The sequence below is a fragment of the Paenibacillus azoreducens genome (assembly GCF_021654775.1).
Taxonomy (GTDB): Bacteria; Bacillota; Bacilli; order Paenibacillales; family Paenibacillaceae; genus Paenibacillus_AQ; species Paenibacillus_AQ azoreducens.
The window spans coordinates 3,256,778-3,280,077 of record NZ_AP025343.1; the positions used below are offsets into that span (position 1 = coordinate 3,256,778).

Annotated in this window: 20 protein-coding genes; 13 read left to right on the top strand and 7 right to left on the bottom strand. The window is 47.9% G+C overall.

The annotated features are described in order from the left end of the window. Positions 1-241: 241 nt before the first annotated feature. The 6 genes from L6442_RS14230 (at position 242) to L6442_RS14255 (ending at position 7,659) form a co-directional block, all read left to right on the top strand. Complete coding sequence (locus L6442_RS14230; protein ID WP_212981059.1) at positions 242-1,990, top strand: ABC transporter substrate-binding protein; 1,749 nt, start codon at positions 242-244, stop codon at positions 1,988-1,990. A 79-nt stretch (positions 1,991-2,069) separates the two neighbouring features. After that, a complete protein-coding gene (locus L6442_RS14235; RefSeq protein ID WP_212981076.1) occupies positions 2,070-3,026 on the top strand; it encodes an ABC transporter permease in 957 nt (318 codons plus the stop codon). Between the two features lie 17 nt (positions 3,027-3,043). After that, complete coding sequence (gene opp4C, locus L6442_RS14240; protein ID WP_212981060.1) at positions 3,044-3,973, top strand: oligopeptide ABC transporter permease; 930 nt, start codon at positions 3,044-3,046, stop codon at positions 3,971-3,973. A gap of 14 nt (positions 3,974-3,987) precedes the next feature. Further along, positions 3,988-4,971, top strand: coding sequence for an ABC transporter ATP-binding protein (locus L6442_RS14245; RefSeq protein ID WP_194233977.1), 984 nt, complete (start codon positions 3,988-3,990; stop codon positions 4,969-4,971). After that, on the top strand, positions 4,964-5,929 hold the full coding sequence (locus L6442_RS14250) for an ABC transporter ATP-binding protein (RefSeq protein ID WP_212981061.1): 966 nt from the start codon (positions 4,964-4,966) through the stop codon (positions 5,927-5,929). The genes L6442_RS14245 and L6442_RS14250 overlap by 8 nt, the downstream gene beginning before the upstream one ends. Positions 5,930-6,186: 257 nt before the next feature. Further along, positions 6,187-7,659 (top strand): alpha/beta hydrolase family protein, encoded by a 1,473-nt coding sequence (locus L6442_RS14255; protein ID WP_212981062.1) that lies wholly within the window; start codon positions 6,187-6,189, stop codon positions 7,657-7,659. A gap of 131 nt (positions 7,660-7,790) precedes the next feature. On the opposite strand, the gene L6442_RS14260 is transcribed toward L6442_RS14255, so the two are convergent. Then, on the bottom strand, positions 7,791-8,390 hold the full coding sequence (locus L6442_RS14260; protein WP_237100316.1) for a nucleotidyltransferase family protein: 600 nt from the start codon (positions 8,388-8,390) through the stop codon (positions 7,791-7,793). Between the two features lie 319 nt (positions 8,391-8,709). On the opposite strand from L6442_RS14260, the gene tmk reads away from it, so the two are divergent. Continuing rightward, entirely contained in the window at positions 8,710-9,336 is a 627-nt protein-coding gene (gene tmk, locus L6442_RS14265; protein ID WP_212981063.1) for a dTMP kinase, read from the top strand. 195 nt (positions 9,337-9,531) lie between these two features. Next, positions 9,532-10,044 carry a hypothetical protein gene (locus L6442_RS14270; protein WP_212981064.1) on the top strand — a complete coding sequence of 171 codons (513 nt, stop codon included), beginning with the start codon at positions 9,532-9,534 and terminating at the stop codon, positions 10,042-10,044. Positions 10,045-10,092: 48 nt separating this feature from the next. Here the strand turns inward: L6442_RS14270 and L6442_RS14275 are convergent, their stop codons facing one another. Together L6442_RS14275 and L6442_RS14280 are read right to left on the bottom strand one after the other, a co-directional pair. Then, positions 10,093-10,911: a hypothetical protein gene (locus L6442_RS14275; RefSeq protein ID WP_212981065.1), complete on the bottom strand. Its 819-nt coding sequence runs from the start codon at positions 10,909-10,911 to the stop codon at positions 10,093-10,095. Beyond that, positions 10,892-11,479: an RNA polymerase sigma factor gene (locus L6442_RS14280; protein ID WP_194235538.1), complete on the bottom strand. Its 588-nt coding sequence runs from the start codon at positions 11,477-11,479 to the stop codon at positions 10,892-10,894. The genes L6442_RS14275 and L6442_RS14280 overlap by 20 nt, the downstream gene beginning before the upstream one ends. Before the next feature lie 408 nt (positions 11,480-11,887). On the opposite strand from L6442_RS14280, the gene L6442_RS14285 reads away from it, so the two are divergent. After that, a complete protein-coding gene (locus L6442_RS14285; RefSeq protein ID WP_212981078.1) occupies positions 11,888-14,197 on the top strand; it encodes a histidine kinase in 2,310 nt (769 codons plus the stop codon). A gap of 140 nt (positions 14,198-14,337) precedes the next feature. After that, positions 14,338-15,348 (top strand): aldose 1-epimerase, encoded by a 1,011-nt coding sequence (locus L6442_RS14290; protein WP_212981066.1) that lies wholly within the window; start codon positions 14,338-14,340, stop codon positions 15,346-15,348. Positions 15,349-15,710: 362 nt separating this feature from the next. On the opposite strand, the gene L6442_RS14295 is transcribed toward L6442_RS14290, so the two are convergent. After that, a complete protein-coding gene (locus L6442_RS14295) occupies positions 15,711-16,193 on the bottom strand; it encodes a zinc ribbon domain-containing protein (RefSeq protein ID WP_194235536.1) in 483 nt (160 codons plus the stop codon). 335 nt (positions 16,194-16,528) lie between these two features. Between L6442_RS14295 and L6442_RS14300 the strand changes: the two genes are divergently transcribed. From L6442_RS14300 to L6442_RS14310, 3 genes are read left to right on the top strand one after another with little or no spacing between them, the layout of a single operon-like run. Then, positions 16,529-17,464 carry a helix-turn-helix transcriptional regulator gene (locus tag L6442_RS14300; protein WP_237100387.1) on the top strand — a complete coding sequence of 312 codons (936 nt, stop codon included), beginning with the start codon at positions 16,529-16,531 and terminating at the stop codon, positions 17,462-17,464. Positions 17,465-17,467: 3 nt separating this feature from the next. Next, complete coding sequence (locus L6442_RS14305) at positions 17,468-18,160, top strand: AlkZ-related protein (protein ID WP_212981068.1); 693 nt, start codon at positions 17,468-17,470, stop codon at positions 18,158-18,160. Between the two features lie 13 nt (positions 18,161-18,173). Beyond that, positions 18,174-19,073 (top strand): prenyltransferase/squalene oxidase repeat-containing protein, encoded by a 900-nt coding sequence (locus L6442_RS14310; RefSeq protein ID WP_212981069.1) that lies wholly within the window; start codon positions 18,174-18,176, stop codon positions 19,071-19,073. A 659-nt stretch (positions 19,074-19,732) separates the two neighbouring features. Here the strand turns inward: L6442_RS14310 and L6442_RS14315 are convergent. The 3 genes from L6442_RS14315 to L6442_RS14325 form a co-directional block, all read right to left on the bottom strand. Next, positions 19,733-19,954 (bottom strand): hypothetical protein, encoded by a 222-nt coding sequence (locus tag L6442_RS14315; RefSeq protein WP_237099961.1) that lies wholly within the window; start codon positions 19,952-19,954, stop codon positions 19,733-19,735. Positions 19,955-20,016: 62 nt separating this feature from the next. Continuing rightward, on the bottom strand, positions 20,017-20,964 hold the full coding sequence (locus L6442_RS14320) for an IS110 family RNA-guided transposase (RefSeq protein WP_237099960.1): 948 nt from the start codon (positions 20,962-20,964) through the stop codon (positions 20,017-20,019). Between the two features lie 982 nt (positions 20,965-21,946). Beyond that, entirely contained in the window at positions 21,947-23,179 is a 1,233-nt protein-coding gene (locus L6442_RS14325) for an aminopeptidase (protein WP_212981275.1), read from the bottom strand. Positions 23,180-23,300: the final 121 nt, after the last annotated feature.

Consider the following 23,300-nt stretch of genomic DNA (forward strand, 5'->3'; position numbering starts at 1 on the left):
TCAGAGAAACTGCTGCTTCAGGCGGATCGTCCTTATGTAAAGTACGTCGTTAAACGTTTTTTTCTTGGTCTTTTATTTCGTTAATAGAACGAATTATTCAGAAAAATATTTAGTTCTCTATTTACAGAACTGCAAATGCTCCCTATAATAAACACTAATCATATTAAATCATACTTATCGCATAGGAATATATGAAAATATGATATGTGATGCAAATCGATTATGGGAGGTTTTATAGTTTATGAAGAAGGGCGCCTTTTTATTAACATCCTTACTGATAGCCGGTTCCTTGTTGATGTCGGCCTGCTCCGATTCGAAAGAGGCAGCGCCAACCAATAACACCGCGTCTACAACCGAGCAGGGATCTAAGGATCAACCGGCTCAGGCCCCGGGCGGAGAATCCGGATTAAAAGAGCCATATACTGCAGCCGATATGTCGAAGCTTCCTGCTGCTGCCAAGCAGCGCACGGATACGATCATTGTTGGGTTGACGGACCCAAGCGGGGCGTTTACGCCATATTTTACCCAAAGCGGATATGACGGCAATGTCAACTCGTTATTGTTCAGTTCCTTGGTGACTGTAGATGAAAAAGGGCTTCCAATCCCTGATTTGGCGGAAAAATGGGATGTCTCAGACGATCAGCTTACCTATACATACCATTTGCGCAAGGATTTGAAATTCAGCGACGGTTCCCCGTTAACCGCAGATGATGTCGCCTTTACCTGGACGATTCTGTTCGATAAAGCCTATGACGGCGATTCCATGGTGCCAACGCTGGCTGTCAAAGGAGCCGAGGCCTATAAAGAAGGCAAAGCCAAGACCATTGAAGGCATCAAGGTCATCGATCCGCAAACGATATCGGTCACGCTTGAGAAGCCTAATGCAACGGCGCTTGTCATGCTGGGGGACAAAGTGTTGTCCAAAGCTTATTACGGCAAGGATTATAAGTTCGGGCAGCTGGATTACATCAAGAAACTCCACGGAAGTCCGGTCGGCAGCGGTCCTTACAAACTGGAGAAATTCATCCCGGGTCAAGAAGTCCGCTTTGTCGCGAATGAAAACTACTATAAAGGCAAACCGAAAACGGAGCATTTTATATACAAAACTTCCGAAGGCGATACATGGCAGTATCTTGAAACTGGCGAGGTAGACTATGCCTCCTTCAGTGCAACGACGGAAAATATCGAAAAACTGAAAAGCCTTGGATTTGTCAACATCATTCCATACACGCCAAGCACTTACGGATACCTGCAGGTGAATTTGGGGCATGAAGCGCTCAAAGACAAAAAGGTACGCCAGGCGCTTGCCTACGGACTGGATCGTCAAAGCATCTACGTCGACGCCAACCAAGGCGCAGGTTCGATCGCGAACATTCCTGCTTCCCCGATTTCCTGGGCCTACACGGAGGAAGGCATCAACCCATATAAATTCGATACGGAAAAAGGAAAGCAGCTGCTGGAGGAAGCGGGATGGAAGGAAGGAGCAGGCGGCATTCGCGAAAAAGACGGCAAACAGCTCGTGATCCATTACCTGGGGTCCAAAAGCAAACAGTCTGACATTTTCATCGCCGTGGCCAAGGAAAACTTCCAGGCACTTGGCGTAAAATTCGATCCTGAAGTCTTTGCCGACTTCAACTCGCTTGTATCCAAAGTGGATAGCGGTGACTATGATCTTGTGTCCTTCTCGACGCCGATGCTGACCGATCCATCGGATGGCATCGTGCAATTCATGGACGGCGAGATCAAAGGCTACGACAATCCTAAATTTAAAGAATTGTATGAAAAAGGTTTGGCTACGTCCGATATCGAGCAGCGGAAACAAGTCTACAAGGAAATCTTTCAGCTCTTAAACGATGAACTTCCGATTATCTTTACCAACTATAAGAAAACCGTCTATGGCTATAATGGACGGATCGATAACCTGAGCGTTAGTCCGTTTGTCGGTTTGGCCAACAGTCTTCCGGACTGGTCGCTGAAGCCGGCGCAATAATCCGTCACATTGATTACGTCCCTCGCTTCCGAAGCGGCTTTGGCTTCGGACGGGGGACAATGCGATTAGGAGGAAAATGATGAGCGCTTATTTGACAAAACGGATCAGTTATATGCTGATTATCCTGCTCGCCGCATCCCTGCTGATTTTTAGTTTGTATGCGCTGACGCCAGGGGACTTCATCAGCAACAATATAAAGCTAAGTCCCGAGCGCAAAGCCGAACTGCGAGAAATTTACGGATTGAACAAGCCGGTGCTCGAGCGGTATGGCATCTGGATGAAAAATGCGCTGCACGGGGATTTTGGTTTTTCTCTCGCCCAACAAAAGCCGGTATTGACGCTTTTTAACGAATATATCTGGAACTCCTTTCTGCTCGCGATCGTTTCAACCTTTTTGACCTGGTTTGTTGCCGTCATCATAGGGGTTGTGTCTGCTTACAAGCAATATTCCTGGTTTGACACGGTTGTGATGATTTTGATTTTTGCGGCGATGTCCTTGCCATCGTTTTTTATCGGTTTATTTCTTATCAAAATATGCGCGGTCGATCTGAAATGGCTGCCGCCCGGAGGCATGCTGACTACCGGCAGCAACGCGACGGGCTGGGCCTACATTAAAGAAGTCATCAGCCACATGACCCTTCCGGTTGTCGTGATGACCTTGCTTGGCATCGGTTCGCTGACCCGTTACTTCCGCAGCAACATGATCGATGTCATCAAACAGGATTACATCCGCACGGCGCGGGCCAAAGGCCTGAAGGAAAGCAAAGTCCTGTTCAGACATGCTCTGCGCAATGCGCTGCTGCCGGCGATTACGCTGGTTGGCTTTGAGCTGCCGGCTTTGTTCGGCGGTTCGCTGATCATCGAGAAAATTTTCAACTGGCCGGGTATCGGGCAGCTGTACATACAATCCTTCGGCCTGCGGGATTATCCGCTGCTGATGGGCTTTACCATGATGCTTGCCATACTGACGGTCATTGGAACGCTTTTATCAGACGTGCTGTATCATATCGCCGACCCGCGCGTCCGGCTGCACTAGAAGGGGGGAAATATTTCATGTCACTGAACAGCACACCGCTGCCCGGGGCGATCGGGGCCGGAACCGCCGCCGCGAAATCCTCATCCCTTTTCCGGCAGTCGATGCGCAGGCTGCTTAAGAACAAGCTTGCGATTACGGGGTTGGTGGTCGTTATCATGATGTTTTTGGCTTGTTTTATCGGGCCATTTTTCTCGCCGTACACAGATAATAAAGTGAACATGGCGATGATGAACAAAGCGCCAAGCCTTAAACACTGGCTTGGAACGGATGCCCTTGGGAGAGACGTGCTTACCCGCGTGCTTCAGGCAGGCCGTATCTCTTTGACAGTCGGGCTCGCGTCGATGGTGCTTTCCGTATTTATCGGATCGCTCCTTGGGGCTATTGCCGGTTATTACAGAGGCATTGTCGATCAAATCATTATGCGGATTGCGGATTTGCTGCTGACTATTCCCGGTCTGCCGATCCTTTTTATCTTTGGCGCTTTATTGTCCGAATGGAAGGTGCCGTCGGAATACCGGATGTACATCGTCATGTTTATGCTGGGATTCGTGAACTGGCCGGGGCTTGCCAGAATGATACGCGGGCAGATGCTCAGCTTGCGGGAACGCGAGTTTATGCAGGCTGCGATCGTGCTGGGACTGCGCGACAGCCGCAAGCTGTTTCACCATTTGCTGCCGAATATCGTGCCTTTACTGATCGTTATTGCCACTTTAAACATCGGCGGCTCGATTCTCAGCGAATCCGTGCTCAGCTTTTTCGGGCTCGGGGTGATGGCGCCGACACCGACTTGGGGGAACATGATTGACGCCGCAAACAATCTGATCGATTTCCAGGAACGTCCGTGGTTGTGGATTCCTCCGGGCTTCTCTATTTTTGCTACGGTCATTGCAATCAATATTTTCGGTGACGGCCTCCGGGATGTTCTTGATCCGAAACAGAAGAGGTAGGTGGGAGAGTTACAATGAAGGATTTAATTAAAATAGACCATCTCAGCACTTATTTCGATACCGGCGGCGGGAAAGTCAAAGCCGTTGACGATGTCAGCCTGCGCGTACGCGAAGGGGAAACGGTGTGCATCGTTGGGGAATCCGGCTGCGGCAAAAGCGTAACCGCGATGTCCATTATGGGGCTGGTCGAGGAACCTGGCGGCAAGGTTGTGGGCGGCCAAATCCATTTTGACGGAAAAGATTTGCTTAAGTTAAGTAAAAATGAGCTGCGCACGATTCGCGGCAACGATATTTCGATGATTTTCCAAGAGCCCATGTCCTCGCTGAATCCGGTATTGAAGATTGGAGAACAGATCATGGAGCCGTTAATCGTTCATCAGAAAATGAGTAAAAAGCAAGCTCGTGAACGGGCCATAGAGCTGATCGAGCAGGTGGGGATCTCCAGGGCGGAGCAGATTGTGGATTCGTATCCGCATGAGCTGAGCGGCGGCATGCTGCAGCGGATCATGATCGCTATTGCCATATCCGGGAACCCGAAGCTGTTGATCGCCGACGAGCCGACCACCGCGCTTGACGTGACCATCCAGGCGCAAATATTGGATATGCTCCGCCAGTTTAAAGAACAATCGAATATGTCCATCCTGCTGATTACCCATGATCTCGGCGTCGTAGCTGAAATGGCGGATTACGTGATCGTGATGTATGCGGGCAAAATCGTGGAAGAGGGCGAGGTCGTCAAGCTTTTCTCTTCTCCGAAACATCCCTATACGCGAGGACTCCTCAAATCCAAACCCGTCATTAATCAGCGCCAGGATGAGCTTTATTCCATTCCAGGTCAAGTGCCGAATCCGCTTGAGTTGACGGAGTCATGTTATTTTCATGACCGCTGCGAGCATTGCATGGACATTTGCAGAACGAAGCAGCCTCAGCTAAGAGAAGTTTCAGAGGATCAGAAGGCCGCTTGCTGGCTGTATGAGGAGGCGTTTGTTCATGCCTGAAGATTTGCTTGAAGTGAACCATTTGAAAAAATACTTTCCAATCCAGAAGGGGCTGCTGAACCGTACCGTTGGCCATGTTAAAGCCGTCGACGATATCAGTATTACGATCCAAAAGGGGGAGACGTTCGGGCTTGTCGGAGAATCCGGCAGCGGAAAAAGCACCGTCGGCAAAACGATTATTCGGTTGACGGAAAAAACGGATGGTGAAGTGAAGTTTAAAGGCGTGGATCTGTATGGGCTATCTCCCCAGGAGATGCGCAAGATCCGGCCAAGTTTGCAGCTGATTTTCCAGGATCCGTACAGTTCGCTTAACCCTAGAGTACGGGTGGGGGATGCCATTGGCGAAGCGCTGCTGGATCACGGTCTAGTGCCCAAGGATGAGATACGCGATCGCGTGTTGGAGGTGCTGCAGTCTTGCGGCTTGTCTGCTTATCATATCGACCGGTTTCCGCATGAATTTTCGGGCGGGCAGCGCCAGCGGATCGGAATTGCCCGTGCGCTGATTCTGGATCCGGATCTGATCATCGCGGATGAACCCGTATCGGCCCTGGACGTATCCATTCAGGCCCAAATTATCAATTTGTTCCGCAAACTTCAGGAGACACGTGGACTGACATACCTGTTTATCTCCCATGATCTGAGTGTCGTGGAGCATCTTTGCTCCCGAATCGGCGTCATGTATCTGGGATCTATGATGGAGACGGCATCACGGGATGAACTATTCAAAAATCCGCTCCATCCCTATACGAAGGCGCTGCTGTCCGCGGTACCGATTCCGGTTCCGAAGCTGAAGCGCGAACGGATCGTGCTGAAAGGGGATATTCCGAACCCGGCGAATCCCCCGGCCGGATGCAAATTCCATACGCGCTGCCCATTTGCCGTGGCCCGCTGCAAAGAAGAAGTGCCTGAATTCCGGGACGCTGGCGGAGGACATTTTGTGGCCTGCCACTTGGCCTAGTTCAAAATGAATACCGGATTGAAGAAGAAGCCGTTCCAATTTTGGGGCGGCTTTTTTGGTGGCTGCCGTCATGCGATTACTGTAAAGCGTGGAGGCGGGATGGGATGGGAGTGTTATAGGTAGGGTATGAAAGACAGATAGAGTCATATTTAAAATTTTTTAAGGTCAACGGAAACGGATTTTAAACTTCGCCTTATATACTAGTTATAGATTAGCTGGATTAGCAAGTACATAACCAATATTTGTAAGGGGGAACTATGAGATTATTTGAAATATTGCTGGCTGTATCTTGTCTTTTTATGCTGAATTATTTGGTCTTTTTCAAAACATCAGCTCGAAAAAAAGCAGTAACAGCCCTATTGAGCACCATTAGCATCGGTTTGCTGCTGATTCATTTGTTCGTGGAGGGATACCGATGGCAGATGGGATTGGTTTACGTCCTAACCGCGTTGCTTTTATGTTATGCGGCGGCTGGATGGAGAGAACAATCTCCGCAATCGTCGAAAATGGGGAAACGGGTGTTAAAATACGGCTTTTATGCTGCTTCGATGCTGCTTTTGGCCGTATCCATCAGTTTATCGGTGATTTTGCCCGTATTCCAGTTCCCGGAACCAACCGGTAAATATAAGGTGGGAACCGAATTATTTCATTTCGTGGATCAGAACCGGAAAGGAGTGTTTGCAGACAATCCCGATGATCCGAGAGAATTGATGGTACGGGTGTGGTATCCTGCAGAAGAACAAACAAGCGGCCGTCCGGCACCGCTTTTCCCGGAAGGAGAGCGGGATTTTAACAATTTCATCGGTGCTTATACTAAACAGATGGGCATTCCCAAATGGACTTTGGGATACTTCAAGTATATTAATACTCACGCATATTCAGGAGCTAAAGCACTGCAGGGAGCAGCCCCATACCCACTCATTATTCTCAGTCACGGAATGGGGACAAGCATGACGCTCCATGCTTCGCAGGCAGAAACGCTGGCAAGTCACGGTTATGTCGTTGCAACAATTGATCATACTTACAGCACGACGGCGACGGTTTTTCCCGATGGTAGAGTAACAGGTTATACAACGGACATGGACGGAGAAAATTTCCTCCAGCAAGCAAGCGAAGTGGGCAAAGTATGGGCAGAGGACGCAGAGTTTGTGATCGATCAACTGACAAAGATCAATGCCGGGGAGATTTCTAGCGGTCTAAAAGGGATCTTCGACTTGCAGCATATCGGAATGATGGGACATTCCTTTGGAGGGGCTACGGCTTTTGATGTCGTCAGCTCGGATGACCGGGTCAAAGCAGGAATCGATATGGATGGAACGCTTTTTGAAGCGACGAAAAGAAAGCAAATCAGCAAGCCCTTTTTATTCATGAGGGCAGAGGACTATCTTAGCAGCACGGAAGAATATATTGCGAGATCGGATGCGGAGAAAACTGTGGCACAGCATCTTTCATCAGAACTTTCCATCTCCAAAAAAGCGTCACAGCATGGAGGAAATCTGCTTCTGATTGATGGCGCGGGGCATTACAATTTTACGGATCTGCAGATGTTCACCAGATTGGCTAGTTGGACGGGAATGGCCGGGAAGATCGATGGCAAAAGAGGGGCGGAGATCGTCGACCGCTATGTGGTCGAATTCTTCGACGAACATTTGAAGGGAATCAAAGGAACGCTGCTGAATGGACCAAGCAACATGTACCCTGAAGTCAAGTTCTATGGGAAAAACATATAAATTTGTAAAAGAGGTCTCCACCAACGGAGGCCTCTTTCAAGTTTCAAGACGTTTATACGCACATCGTCACTGAAGCGAAATGATAACGGTCTTAGGCGAAAAAGCCCCTCTTGGCAGACCCAGAGATATGCTTACTGTATATGTACGATCGTCAATTTCGGCCAAACCTGGCTCCAATTTTTCTTGGACACCCGTCCTTCGTAGATTTGTGCGCGGTCCGGCGATTGCAGGTAGTAGGGTGTAGGTTTCACAACCATATCGACCGCATCCTGGATCCCATGGGGGGCGGTCAAAATGATTTGTTGATCCTCATTCATGGTGAGGCCAAGCGCAGTTGCCGTTTCGGTAAAATGGGCGATGGCATCAACAGATGAAGTAAAGGGCCGCATATGGTTGATCAGATGCATGCGAGCTTCGTTTTTAACGGACCAGGGAATATGGGGATTGATAGCAAACAACTTTTTCTCCAGCTCCTTTTCAACCGCTTCATCCGTGCAGTCCGGGTCAAAATAAACGACATCCACATCCGGCAGCGGCGTAGCCTCCGAATAACCGTGCAGCACATCCCAAATTTTCGAGCGGACAAAACCGGCGCAAACCCACCAATCCGGCAGCCGAAGCGTTTGGGCGATGCGAAGAACATCCATCATCCAAGCATCTTCTTGAACGATTCGAATGACATCTTGTTCGTTATTGATGATCAGAATCAGTCCCTTCTTAAATCGATACATTCTATTATATAACAATATAAACAGGGAGTAGGGAGGGAATTGAAAATCGCTCAGAAGAATACTGCTTCGAGCACGTTTGAAAACATGGATTCATGCAATTTTATTCAAATAAACGTTGTGCAGCTTAGATATCGAATGAGTTAATATATCAGAATTCTTTGAAAATTGTAATAGAAGGGAAAATTTAACTGTCATATAATAAATTATGTCAGATAAACACGAAATGAAGGTCATTTATCAAGAATTTTAGACAAGGTTTCCTAAATGGCACACTAAAATTTTATTTTTGCTTATTAAAAGAAATGAGGTTTAAACTCGAATGTCAAAAAAAGGTTTTTTTATAGCGGTTGAAGGCATTAATGGCAGCGGTAAAACTTCAGTTTTAAAGGCAATCCAAAGTGATTTAGAAAGTCTCAGCATACCGTATATAATTACAGAGGAGCCACGAGGCACTGACGTCGGTTTAGCACTATGGAACATACTACACAGTTATAAGGTTTCAGCTAGAACGGAGGCACTGATTATGAGTGCATCTAGAAGCGACCATATTGAAAAGGTAGTTGTACCGGCAATGGATGCCGGCAAGCATGTAATCTCAGATCGTCATGCTGCTTCAACCTTTGTCTTTCAAAAAAGCGATTTGAATTTTGAACAGTGGATGAAACTTACTGAATATGCAACTAATAAGTTAGAACCGAGCAGGGTATATATTCTGGATATCGATCCTGTAATTGCAGCTCAACGTTCAACCGCACGAAATGGAATTAGCGATAAATTCGAGGAGCTTGACTTAACTTTTCAATACACTGCTCGTGACCGCTATTTGCTTTTGGCTAAGAAAAGCGATATTTACAAAGTTATTAATGCTGCTTTAGAACCTGAAAATGTCGCTAAGATTATTCTTAATGATCTTTTGAATATATTAGGTGTAACGAAAAACAGTTGAACAAGGGAACTTGTTCTTTCATTGTATACGTGCATAGTCTGTGTGAAATCTGACGGAACGAGCCGTCAACCACTGAATTTTTAGGTTGAGCCGAACTCTAAAAAATTTTTTTGTAAAATGTCGTAACTTGTCCGCTTTTAAAACGTTATATGAAGTGTATCCCAATATTAACCATTTTAAAGGACAGGTGATAGTATGAAGAAATCCAATGTTCGCAAACTATTATCCATGACCGTTGCCCTCTCCGCGCTCAGCATGCTGCTGGTATCCGGGGTGGGAGCCGAACCTTATGCCGTAGACGATCCTTCAGCTTCTTCTGCAGTGAAAGAGCCTGGCGCTCTCACATCACCTCCACCTCAAGAATTCAACTCGTTAGGCATTAGCGGAAATTATAAATACTTGGCTGCCGGGAATGCGTATATTTCAGCTATCGGCAATGGGAAGTTAAGTGTTAACGCCGACACGACAGCAACCACGACTGTTGATACGATTCAAGCCCATGTTGTTCTTCAAAGATACACCGGAACCTCATGGGTGGATGTTACCAGCACGAACTTCACCAGAAATTCGACTGACTATGTTGTTGGGGATGCGGTGTTTACCGGCATTAAAGGATTTTATTACCGGGTTGTCTGCACGCATTCGGTTACCAAAAATGGCTGGTATGAGCAAAGCGTTGAGTCTACAAAAAGTGCCCTTGTCTATTAATTTTGAAAAAAAGAAGGCAGACCTGTTCGGTTTGCCTTCTTTTTTGTCTTAATCATGTGGTTGCATCATGGCTTCATATACACGAATTAATTCCTCTTTGGGTAGATCGCTTCCGATTTGAATGGTAAGGTTATCGTGTAATCCTAGCAATTGGTTATATACGCCTGGACTATAATATGCTTCGTCATTATTCAGATTAAGTTTCTCCGTATCCATAGGTACCTCTGTCATCGTTGCCTGGAAGGGTTTTAACTTCATGAGTTGGATCCAAAGGTCATGCTGCTCTTCGTCAGTATATTTAAGCATAACTTTATCGTTTTTACCGCCTTCTTCCATAGGATAGGAGACGGTATAACTGTCAAAATGATATTCTTTTGGTATTTGTTGCAAATCAGGCAGCGTGAAGGAGAGTTTTACCTGCAATTCTTCCAAATTCAGCGGAGCGCCTTCACTTTTTCTGACTTTGGCATAGTTCAGGTATTCTTTATTGTTATCTCCCTTGTCTTGATTCAGGTATTGATCTGGATCTTCCGTTTGAGGCAACACGACATTGGAAGGAACATCTCCATTCTTCACCACGATCCCAAGCATGCCATTTCCCAAATCAACAACGGATTTCACAATCGGAGAGATCGCTTTGGTTACGCCCGGAGGGCTGAACAAAATAGCTCCGGCAATAAAGGAAGCGGCTACGATACCGCTGAGCTGCATCCGGCGTCTGCGTCTGCGTTTACGGTTTACCTGCTCGATTTGTGCTTTAACCTTTTTCCAAGATGCCTGCTTGTTTTCATCGGATGTCAGGGAAGAGGAAGAAGCCGCACGCTCGAAGGCGACATCAAACCATTCTTCAAATTTTTCGCTTTTCATCCTTAATCCCCCACTCTTTAAACAGCATTTTTTTAATATTATCGCGAGCCCGGAAGAGACGTTGCTTGACAACATCTTCGCTCAGCTCCAGCAAATTCGCAATTTCTTTGTAGCTCAGTCCACGTTTCCAGCGGTATTCAATCAAAATGCGATATTCGGGTTTTAATTGCTGCAAATATTCCATGATAGATTCCTCAATCAGCTTGGTTTCTACCGCATTTTCTACTGATAGTGGAGATTGAACAATTTCCTCTTTATACATAAAAACACCTTCAACATCCAATTGGTTACGGTAGTTTTTATTTTTTCGCAAATAATTTATGGTTGTATTTTTGGTCACGACCTTCAACCAGGCCCTGAGCTTACCTTCGTTTTCAAATACAGGCTTGTTTTTGATCACTTTGATAAAGGCTTCCTGTATGATGTCTTCGGTCGCTGCGTGATCTTTTACGATATAAAATATCATCCCGTAGGCGAAATCATAATACTCATAATATATTTCTTCTTGCAACTTTTCTTCGATATCACTAAAGTCCGTTGTTGTCAGAAGCCGGATCATATTAGACATGATATTCCCCTTCCCCAAAACCCCCGTCTGTCTTTAAAACATCAGAAAGCATACACTTTAAGATACGCATCCCGATATCGCAAGGTAAACCACTGCAAATAGCGGTCTGTCCTCCGTGGTATTACGTCGATAGACGCTTTCTTTTAGATACTATTTTACATGATTTGTGGATATTTGGACTAATATTTGCCATTAAAATTTTTAGGAAAACAAATGACGCAAAATAAGATAATTGAAGCTAAAAGACGCTAACGTTCCAAATATATGCGTTTGATTAAGGAAAAAGCCTATAATCCGGATGATTGAAGCCTACAAGATTTTAAAAAGCCGTCTACCATTTTACATTCAGCGCGTTTCGGGCGTACGATTCATTTCAAAGAGCTGCAAGCAAGGGAGACGTTATACATGATGGATGGATATAAAAGAAAAACGCCAGAACAAATTTTGCAGGAAATCCGTAAGCTCCAGCGCGGCAACCTAAAAATTCTGATCGGGGCCGTCAGCGGCAGCGGCAAAACTTATCATATGCTGCGGGAAGGCCAAATGCTGAAAAGCCAAGGGGTTGATGTGGTCATTTGCGCCGTCTCCACGCTGAAACGCCCGGAAACGGTAAAGCAGCTCGCCGATTTGGAACGGGTGCCGAGCATTCACTGGACAGATCGCGGGAAAGAGTTCAAGGATTTGAATTTGGAGGGACTGCTTGCGCGCAACCCCGAGGTTGTCCTCGTCGACGGGCTTGCGCACCGGAACCGCAAGGAGGCCCGATTTCCCACCCGGCTCAAAGATATTGCATTTTTGCTTGAAAAAGGGATTAGCGTCATTACGACATTGAATGTGTACGAGCTTGAAGGTGTTCATGATTTGGCGAGAAAATGGACCGGGATGGAGGCCAGAGAGACGGTGCCGATCGAAACGCTGGAAATGGCTGATGAAGTAAGGCTGATTGACGTCACGCCGGAAACGATTATTACGAGGCTGAGAGAGGGCCATCTGGGACAAAGCACGGATACCGTTTTGTTTACCCGCAAGGATCTTGCCATTCTGCGTGAATTATCGCTGCGGCTGATGGCGGAAGATGTCAACACAACGCTGGAGAGACACCGCGAAGAGCTTGGTCTGGAGGGTCCTTCTGGCGCGTCGGAGCGGATTTTGGTGTCGGCCCAGTATCATTGGAACGGCTCGATTTATATCCGCAGAGGGCAGCAAATCGCCAAGCGGCTTAACGGGGATCTGCTGGTTATCGTTTTTATGCCGCCAAAGCGAAAGCTGTCAAAAGATGAGGAGAATTTCAAACGTTCCCTGCATAAAATGGCGCAAAAAACGGACGCAACCCTAGAGGAGCTGCCTTTAAGGTCAACGCGCCAATTTGCTGCGGAGATGATTCGTTATGCTTTGGATAAAAAGGTGACGCGCATCGTATTAGGGCATTCGAAAAAAAGCCGCTGGCAGGAATTTTGGCAGGGTTCGGTTACGGATGGCATTTTAAAAAGGGCTGAAAGGTTAGACATCTTCTGGGTAGCGGACCGTACGGCTCACGGAGAACCGCGGATTCTCCCGGCAAGACGCCGGAACCGTGAGCATGGAAGCCAATACCACAGGCTTAGCAAGGAAGAGATGGATCGGAAGGTCAAGCGGATGAAGCGGGGACGTTTCAAAATTTATATCGGCGCGGCACCCGGTGTCGGCAAAACCTATACGATGCTGCGGGAAGGCAATGAGAGTCTGCGCAAAGGCGTGGATGTCGTGATCGGCTGGCTGGAAACGCATGGGCGGGCGGAAACGGCGGCACAGGTGGAGAATCTTGAGATTATACCCGCGCTGCAAATTCCTTATAAGGGTACCGTGCTGCGCGAGATGAATATCACGGCGATCCTCGAAAGAAATCCGGAGCTTGTGCTTGTGGACGAATTGCCGCACAGCAATGTTCCCGGCACCATGCATGCAAAAAGGTATGAAGATATATTGGCTTTGCTGGAGCATGGGATATCCGTGATTACTACCGTGAATGTACAGCATTTGGAGAGCCTGAATGACGCGGTGGAACAAGTTACGGGCATCCGTGTCCGAGAGACCGTTCCGGATGTTGTGCTGTCGATGGCTGACGAGGTGGAATTGATCGATGTTACGCCCCAATCGCTGCAACAGCGGATGCGGGAAGGGAAAATCTATGCGGCGGATAAAGTCGAGCAGGCGTTAGGTTCCTTTTTCAAAACAGGGAATTTAATAGCTTTGCGGGAGCTGGCCTTGCGTGAAATCGCCGACGATGTGGATGAAAGATTGGAAGCGTGGGAAAGACAGTTTTCCTTGCGTGGTCCCTGGCGAAGAGAGGAATCCATTTATGTCTGCATACTGCCTGGATCAAGCGGCGAGCGTCTGATCCGCCGGGGCTTTCGGATAGCGTACCGGTTGAAGGCTGAATTGCACGTCAATTTTATTTTTCTGGGCTCCGCACCCGGGGAAGAGACTCAATCAAAAGCAGATGCCTGCCGGAAGCTGACCGAGAGTTTTGGAGGTTTCTTCGAAGCCGCTCCAGCGGATTCATGGAAAAGCATTCCCCGATTGGCGATGGATAAGGCAAGCCGCGTGAAAGCGACGCAAATCATCATCGGTCAAGGCATACCGGCGGGACAAAAGCTGCGGAGACGCAAAGCCGTCAGAGAGCTGATCCGACTGGCCCGGGATCTGGACGTCCTTCTTGTTTCCAATCCGGAAAAGTGACTTTTCGCAAAAATTCAACGGATCGCAGCAAGGGGTATTTTGCAATATCCCGAACTTCACGATATTTTCTGAAAATGGCGCGGCATTATATGGTATATTAGGTTACAAGCAGTTCATTTCATATCTTGTGGGAGGCAATCATGGGCACAGAAAATGCGGCATTTGAAGGTGAATTTCATGGCGCACGCGCCATTTGGCTTAAGCATGGCCGATATGAGGCGGCATTGCTGCCTGAGCACGGGGGCAATCTGATTTTATTCCGGGATACCGACAACGGATTCCGGTATTTGCGCGAGCCCGAAGCGGAAGAGATGGAAGATTTCAAAGCGAATCCCGGCGTGTACGGCATTCCGGTACTATTCCCGCCTAACCGTTATGACGGAGGGAAATTCGCCTGGGAAGGCAAGGTCTACGAGCTTCCGGTGAACGAAACGGACAAAGGCAACCATCTGCATGGTTTCATGCATCAGCTGCCATGGTCCGTTGATTATATGAAAGCTGACGGATATGAAAGCGTGGTCATCATTTCGCAAAAGGTAAGGGACGGGCATCTGTATAAGCAGTATTTTCCTTTTGAATTTACGATCACCCTCCGGTATACGCTGAACGCTGAAGGTCTGCATCAGCAGGTTGCCGTCAGCAACGACGGCCGGGAAAGAATGCCGAATTTGCTGGCTTTCCATACGGCGATCAACGCTCCTTTTGTGCCGGGAAGTTCAGCGTCGGATTATACATTTAAAATGACGATCGGCGAGCGCCGGGAAATGAGTGAGCGGATGCTGCCGACAGGAAAGATTCAGCCGCTTAGCCGGGAAGAAGTGCTGATGAAAACGGACGGGGTCAGCCCATATTTTGCGTCTATGGATAATCATTACACCGCCAGCCCGCAAAATGGGCGCAACCGGATGGAACTGACGGATCACCGGACGGGGGACGTGCTTGTTTATGACGTCGGTACATCCTATAAATACTGGATGATCTGGAATAATGGCGCCTGCGGCAAGTTTTTCTGCCCTGAGCCGCAAATCAATTTGGTGAATGCACCGAACATCGCAGGATTGCCTGCGGAGGAAATCGGGCTGATCGGCCTAGAGCCTGGCGAAAGATGGGAAGAAACAAGCTCGTTTTATGCAATCAAACGCGAGAACTAAGCAATTTCGAAAACTATAAGTGCGTGTTCAAAGCTGATGAAATTCCATATCGCAAGAAAACCTACCGCTGAATGCGGCCCTTCATCGTTGGATTGACCTCGATTGGTTTTCTTGTCAAAAGCGGACTTTTTGAACAACCTCTCTAACGGCAGCAAAAATATACCGCCTTTCCGAAGTTGGAAGGGCGGTTTTTTGGATCATGCGTATATACTTTGGGGAAGGTGTCCCTTATACCGCAAGTGGACCTTCATCATGCAACGTCACGCCGGGCGCTGGGAGTCTGCGCACGGTGAGAAAAGAAAAAATCCGATAAAAGCTAGAAGCGGTTTGTCTTCTATGGAAAATGTGTAGGAAGTTTTTCGTTACTCGGTTAAGCGGAATCCGCACCCGCGGCAGAAATGGTCGCCAAGAGTGGCAGACTCGCCGCATTTTGGGCAAAATATCGCTTTTTCTGAATGCCCCGCTTGTACGGCGGCGGGCTGCACCACGATCGTTTGGAATTGCTGTCCGCAAAACGGACAATATGAAGCGTCTGCCTGCAGCATTTTACCGCATCCGCACTCTTTAAGGTTTTGCAAAAGCTGAATTTTCCGGTTAAGCTCTTCAATCTCTTTTTCCAAAGTTATAATAGCTTCTTGATACTTTTCAAATTCGGCACCGGGTACAAAGCTGGACTGGGTTTCAAGCGAACGGTACACAATCCGTCCGATTTCTGTATAATTTTTTTCGATTTCTTTTTCCTTGGATGATACCTGAAACTTCAATGTCGTGGATTCCACGGTTTGCTGAGCTTTTTTGCCCGCATCTGACACACCCTGTTTGAGTTTGTTTAAAAAATTGGACATAACGGGGCTTCTCCTCCTTCATCCGCTGTATCCATTGTTCTCGTCTGCAAAAGTAAGCGGCTTGATGTGCTATTCCCGGACTCTTGCTGATGGATACCTCATGTTAATATTAATGTATGGCTTATCTTCACAAGCTAGAACAACCGTCTGACGCCGCTCTTTTTTCGAGGGAAGGACGCCGATATGTCATTCTTACCGCATTATAACCCGAGTTCATCCCGGAGGGAAATAACTGTTTTTTGACGGGAGCCGATAATTGGTGACATGCAAGATGTCACTAATAGAATGTTATGATTGGACTATATTACGAAAGGTTGTGCCGCGCCTTGAAAAAAATGGACCGCCTGATGGCAATTATTATGGCTCTGCAGCATGACAGCCAGACGGCATCCGCGCTTTCGTCGAAGCTGGAGGTGTCGCGCCGCACGATTTTGCGGGATATCCAAACCTTGTCTGAGATCGGCGTGCCGATTGGAGCGGCAAGCGGCCCAAATGGCGGATATACATTGATGGAGGGCTTTCAGCTTCCGCCGCTTCAGCTTAGCTCCAGGGAAGCTTTATGCGTGTTATTTGCCCTGCAGGGGCTGACGCGGTACACCGACACTCCATTTAACGGGGAGCGCTGGTCCGTAATGGACAAAATCCGCAGCATTCTTCCGCATGAAACGTCAAAGAGCATTGACCCGCTTCTGGACAGCATGGAAATTGAAGTTCCCAAACGGGTATACCATATTCCGCATTTGGAATGGATGCTGAAGATGACGGCACAGGGAAAATGGCTGTCCGTTTTTTATCAATCGATGAACCATCGCCGGAGATTGTTGATTAAACCGCATAAAATTTTTGCCGCTCACGGTTTTTGGTATTGCGACTGTTTTTCGCATACGCATCAGGAGGACCGCAGGCTGCGGATCGACCGGATTCAAGATGTTGCGGAGGCGGAGGAACCTGCGGATTTCCGGGAGTTGAAACTTTCCAGCAGTCAGGATCAGGATACGAGCATACATATCCGCGCGGAGCTAACCTATAAGGGAATGCTTCAGGTCGAGCGGGACGAGCATATTGGGGAAAGCATCGAAGCGGCGGGGGATGAGCTCTGGATTGCTGACTTTCATTTGCCGGAAAAGGAGTGGGAATGGGTGGTGAGCCTGTTTTTCTCATTAGGACGTGAAGCCAGGGTTATCATGCCGGAAAAACTGCGGGCCGAAATCCGCCAAAGGGCAAGCGATCTGTATAACGATTATAATCATGCGATAGCAGAGGAGAGCTGATTCATGAACGAAGCAAATCAAGGCGAGGCCATCATTAGAAATTACGATGAGGCGGCGGAATATATCATGCGGATCGGGATTTTGCCGTTAGCTTCTTGTATCCCGGAATTTCCTTCGCTTGAAAGCATCACCCGCAAAGAAAGCTGGCACAGCGGCGAAGAGGATGATCCATGGACCTGGAGAACCCGGTTTCCGTATGAAGGTAAGGCCGGTTATGGCAAGTTTATGAAGAAAAAGGCTTTTCTGATTTCGGCGGAATGGTTTCCTTTGGTTTATGCCTGTTTGGGCATGGGCAGAGATGCCGAGAACTGCTATCAAGACGGTTTGCTGTCGAAAACGGCATGGGAGCTGTATCAGCTGATCGATATCGACCAGGGAATCGACACCCGGGCGCTGCGCGAGCGGGCGCACATGAAAGCAGTGGAAGATAAAAAGGCATTCGACCGGGCTGTCCTTGAACTTCAGGAAACGATGTTGATCGTCATTTCAGGCGTGAAAACCAAAGTGAATGAAGCCGGCGAAACAAACGGCTGGAGCAGCACGGCTTACGAGACGACAGAGCATTGGATGAAACAAAATGGAATCGGGAAAGCTCCGTGTTCCAAACAAGAGGCTGGGCAGCAATTGCTTGCGCGGCTTCAAGACAACTGCAGCAGCAGAGCGTTTGCATACTTTAAAAAACAATTCCAACAATAGGAGGCTGAACTTTATGAAATTAACCGGTTCGCAGTTTATGAAAGCAAGGGATTTTATCTATGCCAATGCACGGCTGCTCGACCGTAGGCGGTTTGAGTTTCACTTTGCGAAAGGGGGGCCGGAGCCTGTTGTGGATGCGCTTCGCGCCTATCAAAATGCGGACGGCGGTTTTGGCAGCGCGCTAGAGCCGGATATGCGCGTGCCCGACAGCCAGCCGATTGCCACCGAATTTGCTCTGCTGATTATGGACGAAATCGGTATGGCCGACCCAGGGATGCTGCAGGGGATTATAGGCTATTTTAAACAGGAGCTGCGGGCAACAGGAGGATTGCCGCGGGCAACGGTTAAGGTCAACGCCTATCCGCACGCTCCCTGGTGGAATACGGATGATGACAGCTCGGGATCGCTGAATCCGACCGGGCGTATGCTAGGGCTCTTGTACAAGCTGCAAGCGTTAACGGGACACGAAGATGAGGAATGGCTTAAGCGCAGTTTGGATTTTGTGTGGGGGCAGATACCACGGGCCAATCCGGCGGATTATCATGATGTCATTCAATGCATCGCGTTTCTGGAGCATATACCGGATCGGGAGCGGGCGGAAGCAGAGATGAAAACCGTGGATCATTGGCTGAAGCAGCCTGGAACGATCGAACTGGATCCCGAGGCGGAAGGTTACGTGCATAAGGTGCTGGACTGGGCTCCGACGCCGGACAGTTATGCGAAAAAGTGGATAACAGAGGCGGATATGGAGCGGCATTTGGATCACCTGATCCGGAGCCAGCAGGAGGATGGAGGGTGGACGGTCAGTTTTCCGGCGATAAGCCAAGGCAATGCATCCGAATGGCGCGGTTTGATTACGGTGGACCGTTTGCTTACACTTAAGGCTTACGGCCGTCTCGAAGAGACGTTTTAAAATAACCTAAAGTTGTAAAAAGCCGCGGGGATAAGGTGCCAATAAGAAGAATGGCGGTTGTGCAAGATTGAGTTGGAGGAGGTGTTAGGGGAATCGCGGTTATGTTATCGATCCGTACTAGACGAAGCTGAACCGCTCGATGAACATCGGGTTAAGAAAACAGATATGCTATTAAACATAAGATGATTTTCGACGATGGAGATCGTTGATAAATTTCATTGTTCTTGCATTGTGCCTTTTTCTCGCTGAAAGCTTGCAAAGGTGCATCTATTCTCGGTAGTTTGCTTCGTTCTCGTTGAAAAGCTTGCAAAAAGTGCATCTATTCTCGGTAGTTTGCTTCGTTCTCGCTGAAAAGCTTGCAAAAGTGCATCTATTCTCAGCAGTGTGCCTTGTTCTCGTTGAAAAGCTTGCAGAAGTGCAAGCTTTTTACGCTTTTTGAGCGTATTTAGGTGATGTATGATCAAATTGTTGCATAAACGCAACAATTTGACGTTCCAACCCATACAACGTCAGAAAAAGATGCACAAACGCAACAATTTGCACTCTGTCTTCATAATTCGACCATATATTTATACGAAAAATAACTTCGCGCATTAAAGTGTGAAAGCGCGCCAAAGCAAAAAAAGGTTTCTGTTTGATTGAACTTCCAAAATATGGGTCTATGTTAGATTCAGCTCATGAATCTCAACTTTATAGCCCATCTGGTTGATTTTACGAATCCAGTACTCAATAGTCTTCTCGCGTTTACCCAAATAGTCTGCACCCAGTTCCTCGTAAGGCACTTTGTCGCGAAGGACGACGTAGATCATGCGTAAGAGTAAATGTGAAACCGCCATAATGGCCTTTTGTTTGCCCATACGTTTGACCAGCCTGTAGTACACCGCAGCGATCCGTGAGTCTTTCTTACGTATCGCTGCCCAACTACATTGGCAGAGAACCGATTTTAGCCCTCTACTTCCTCGTTGGTTCTTTTTTCTTTTTTTTTACCGTTACTTTCATGATTGGCTGGGCATACCCCGGCCCATGAAGAAACGTGCCCATCGGATGGAAATTGAGACATATCTGTACCCAATTCGGCCACGATGCTCGCCGCTGCATCATGGTTGATCCCAGGAATGGTGTCCAGCAATTCCATTTCCAAGTGATGAGGCGTAAGCAGAGAATCGATTTCCGCTTCCAGTTCCACAATCTCCTTCTCGAGATACACAATATGCTCCAGATGTCTTCGGATCATATTACGGTGATGGATGCGTAATCGTCCATTCAACGACTCCATGAGTTTGGGGACCTTACGCTTTAGTGTCGACTTGACCATGTCTCGAACTTGCTTCTCATCGAGCACCTCGCCATTGACAATGGATTCAAGCAACGCTCGACCGGAAACCCCAAAAATGTCGCTCATAAAGGTGGTGAGTTTCAAATTCGCATCTTGCAAGATCTTGTGAACCCGGTTCTTCTCTTGGGTCACATTCTGGAGGAGCTTGCGCCGATAACGAGTCAAGTCACGCAAATCGCGAATGTCTTTATGAGGTACAAAACTCTTCTCGATTAATCCGCTGCGATGCAACCGAGCGATCCATTCCGCATCGTTGTAGTCGGTCTTCCGGCCTGGAACATTCTTGATACGCGTTGGGTTGGCTAAGGTCAACTCACACGTGTCCTCCAAAACGTTCCATATGGGTTTCCAGTACACGCCTGTGCTCTCCATAGCTACATGTGTGCATTCCCGAGCCAGAAGCCACTCTTGCAATTGCAGCAATTCTTTCGTGGTCGTCCCGAATGTTTGAATTTCTTTCGATGGCTTTTTCTCCAGCGGACCGGAGAGCAAGCAGACTACGATGTTATCCTGATGAACATCTAGACCGGCACATCGTTCCAAAATTGCATCCAAGAGGAACAACTCCTTTCGAGGTTTCAAGATTTGTACAGACAGATCATGCAACCTTGTACAAGATGACACTTTATACGCGTACTCGTAGTAACAATCGGCGATTCTCGTGGTTGCAATGGGTCCGATTCTAACACGGAGTGTGTCTCCAAAATATAACCGACCTCTGATCCATCTATCTTAAGTACCTCAAAAAGTGGGCAAGAACGCAAGTCCCATTTTTCATATATGGTGGTGACCGTCAGGCCATGTTTGATTCTAATGGACATCACGGCCGCTAAATGGCTAAAAATAGCCACTTAGGAATCCTAACGGTCACCACAGCTCTTATTTGCTTCGAAATAAGGGTAAAAGTCGGGATTTTCACCAAATAGCTGCAGCTGTGTCCATTAGAAATCAAAATGATCGTAAATCCCCTCCTTAGCGGCCGCTATGTCCGTTAGAGTTTTGTGTGCAGTCCTTTCATGCGATCCCAACGCATACGTGTACGATCTGCTGTGTGCAGTCCTTTCATGCGATCCCAACGCATCCGTGTGCGATCTGCTCATTGCGACTCCAACGCACAACACCAAAATGCATAACACCAACATGCATAACACCAACGCACGACTCCAACACACGGCACTAACGTACTACACCAAGGCACGGCACCAACGCACGACAGCAACATACGGCATTAATGTACTAAACCAACGCATAACACCAACGCACGACACCAACATACCGCATTAATTTACTACACCAACGCACGACTCCAACACACGGCACTAACGTACTACACCAACGCACGACTCCAACGCACAACACCAACACACGACTTCAACACCCGCCCCAAAACAAACTCCAAAAACAACCCATATCAAAACAAACTCCATACCAATGCAAATGGAGCCTTTCCCGCACCGCAGGAAAGACTCCACGTGACTCCAAGGCTCCATCGTATGCCGAACATTTAACGGCATTGATGTTTTTTTGAAGTCAACATTTAAAATGCCCAATTTCCCTTTTTAAATACAGGTTCTTCCGTTCCATCCGCCGTCACTCCGAAAATGTCCATTTCGCCGGAGCCGATCATGAAATCGACGTGCGTTACGCTAGAATTCAGCCCATGCTGCGTAAGCTGCTCCTGGGTCATTTCTTTGCCGCCTTCAAGACAGAAAGCATATGCGCTGCCGATGGCCAGATGGTTGGAGGCATTTTCGTCAAATAACGTATTGAAATACAGAATGTTCGAATCCGAGATCGGCGATTGATGCGGCACAAGGGCTACCTCGCCAAGATAATGGGAACCTTCGTCCATTTCCACAAGATGCTCCAACACTTTCTGTCCTTCTTCCGCCTTGACGTTTACGATGCGGCCATTTTCAAATGTAATCGTAAAACGGTCGATGATGTTACCGCCATAGCTGAGCGGCTTCGTGCTGCTGACATAACCGTTGACGCCCGTTTTGAGCGGAGCCGTAAACACTTCTTCGGTCGGCATGTTGGCGACGAAGCGATGTCCATTTTCGTTGAAACTTTCACCGGCTGCCCAAATATGTCCTTCAGGGAGCTCGATCGTCAAGTCTGTTCCTGGAGCTATGTAGTGCAGTTTTTTGTATTTCTTCTCATTCAGGGTTTTGGATTTCTCATCCAATGTCTCCAGGTGCTTGTTCCAAGCTTCGACCGGGTCTTCCAGATCGACGCGCACAGTATGGAAAATGGCATCCCAGAGCTTCTGCACGCGTTCTTCCTTTGGCGCATCCGGGAACACTTTATCGGCCCATTGCGGCGAAGGAACAGCGATCAGGCACCAGCTGAATTTGTCGGCTTGCTGATACGCCCGGTATTTCATCATGGCTTGTCCACGCGCTTTATTGTTGGCGGCAATCCGTTCTTGCTGGATGCCTTTCAGCAGGTCCGGGTTATCGGAAAGCACATGCAGAATGGCAGCTCCTTTTTCCACGAGCTCGGTCATCTCGCCGGCATACCATTTCGGAGGCTCGGAGAACACTCCATCCGCCGCATGCTCGTATTTAAGCCGTGTGATTTTTTCATCGCTCCAGTTCACGCGAACCTCGCTTGCCCCGGCTTGATAAGCTTTTTCCGTTATCAGGCGCACGAATCCCGCAGACTCAACCGACGCGTTCACCACAAGAATTTGTCCCTTCTGGACATTGACGCCGACTTTAACAGCCAGATCGGCATATTTGTTGAGATTTTCCTGAAAATCTGCCATGGTCTTAGAACCTCCAATTATGATTAATACTGCAATTGTTCTAAAAGGGGATCTCAATCATCCTCTGTCTAGTATTGTACTAAATCGGATGACATATTGAAAATATGTGCGCTTTGGATGG

Excerpts from the sequence above, each read along its gene's own strand:
- L6442_RS14230 (WP_212981059.1), top strand. The coding sequence starts at position 242 with ATGAAGAAGGGCGCCTTTTTATTAACATCCTTACTGATAGCCGGTTCC.
- L6442_RS14235 (WP_212981076.1), top strand. The coding sequence starts at position 2,070 with ATGAGCGCTTATTTGACAAAACGGATCAGTTATATGCTGATTATCCTG.
- opp4C (WP_212981060.1), top strand. The coding sequence starts at position 3,044 with ATGTCACTGAACAGCACACCGCTGCCCGGGGCGATCGGGGCCGGAACC.
- L6442_RS14245 (WP_194233977.1), top strand. The coding sequence starts at position 3,988 with ATGAAGGATTTAATTAAAATAGACCATCTCAGCACTTATTTCGATACC.
- L6442_RS14250 (WP_212981061.1), top strand. The coding sequence starts at position 4,964 with ATGCCTGAAGATTTGCTTGAAGTGAACCATTTGAAAAAATACTTTCCA.
- L6442_RS14255 (WP_212981062.1), top strand. The coding sequence starts at position 6,187 with ATGAGATTATTTGAAATATTGCTGGCTGTATCTTGTCTTTTTATGCTG.
- L6442_RS14260 (WP_237100316.1), bottom strand. The coding sequence starts at position 8,390 with ATGTATCGATTTAAGAAGGGACTGATTCTGATCATCAATAACGAACAA.
- tmk (WP_212981063.1), top strand. The coding sequence starts at position 8,710 with ATGTCAAAAAAAGGTTTTTTTATAGCGGTTGAAGGCATTAATGGCAGC.
- L6442_RS14270 (WP_212981064.1), top strand. The coding sequence starts at position 9,532 with ATGAAGAAATCCAATGTTCGCAAACTATTATCCATGACCGTTGCCCTC.
- L6442_RS14275 (WP_212981065.1), bottom strand. The coding sequence starts at position 10,911 with ATGAAAAGCGAAAAATTTGAAGAATGGTTTGATGTCGCCTTCGAGCGT.
- L6442_RS14280 (WP_194235538.1), bottom strand. The coding sequence starts at position 11,479 with ATGTCTAATATGATCCGGCTTCTGACAACAACGGACTTTAGTGATATC.
- L6442_RS14285 (WP_212981078.1), top strand. The coding sequence starts at position 11,888 with ATGGATGGATATAAAAGAAAAACGCCAGAACAAATTTTGCAGGAAATC.
- L6442_RS14290 (WP_212981066.1), top strand. The coding sequence starts at position 14,338 with ATGGGCACAGAAAATGCGGCATTTGAAGGTGAATTTCATGGCGCACGC.
- L6442_RS14295 (WP_194235536.1), bottom strand. The coding sequence starts at position 16,193 with ATGTCCAATTTTTTAAACAAACTCAAACAGGGTGTGTCAGATGCGGGC.
- L6442_RS14300 (WP_237100387.1), top strand. The coding sequence starts at position 16,529 with ATGGACCGCCTGATGGCAATTATTATGGCTCTGCAGCATGACAGCCAG.
- L6442_RS14305 (WP_212981068.1), top strand. The coding sequence starts at position 17,468 with ATGAACGAAGCAAATCAAGGCGAGGCCATCATTAGAAATTACGATGAG.
- L6442_RS14310 (WP_212981069.1), top strand. The coding sequence starts at position 18,174 with ATGAAATTAACCGGTTCGCAGTTTATGAAAGCAAGGGATTTTATCTAT.
- L6442_RS14325 (WP_212981275.1), bottom strand. The coding sequence starts at position 23,179 with ATGGCAGATTTTCAGGAAAATCTCAACAAATATGCCGATCTGGCTGTT.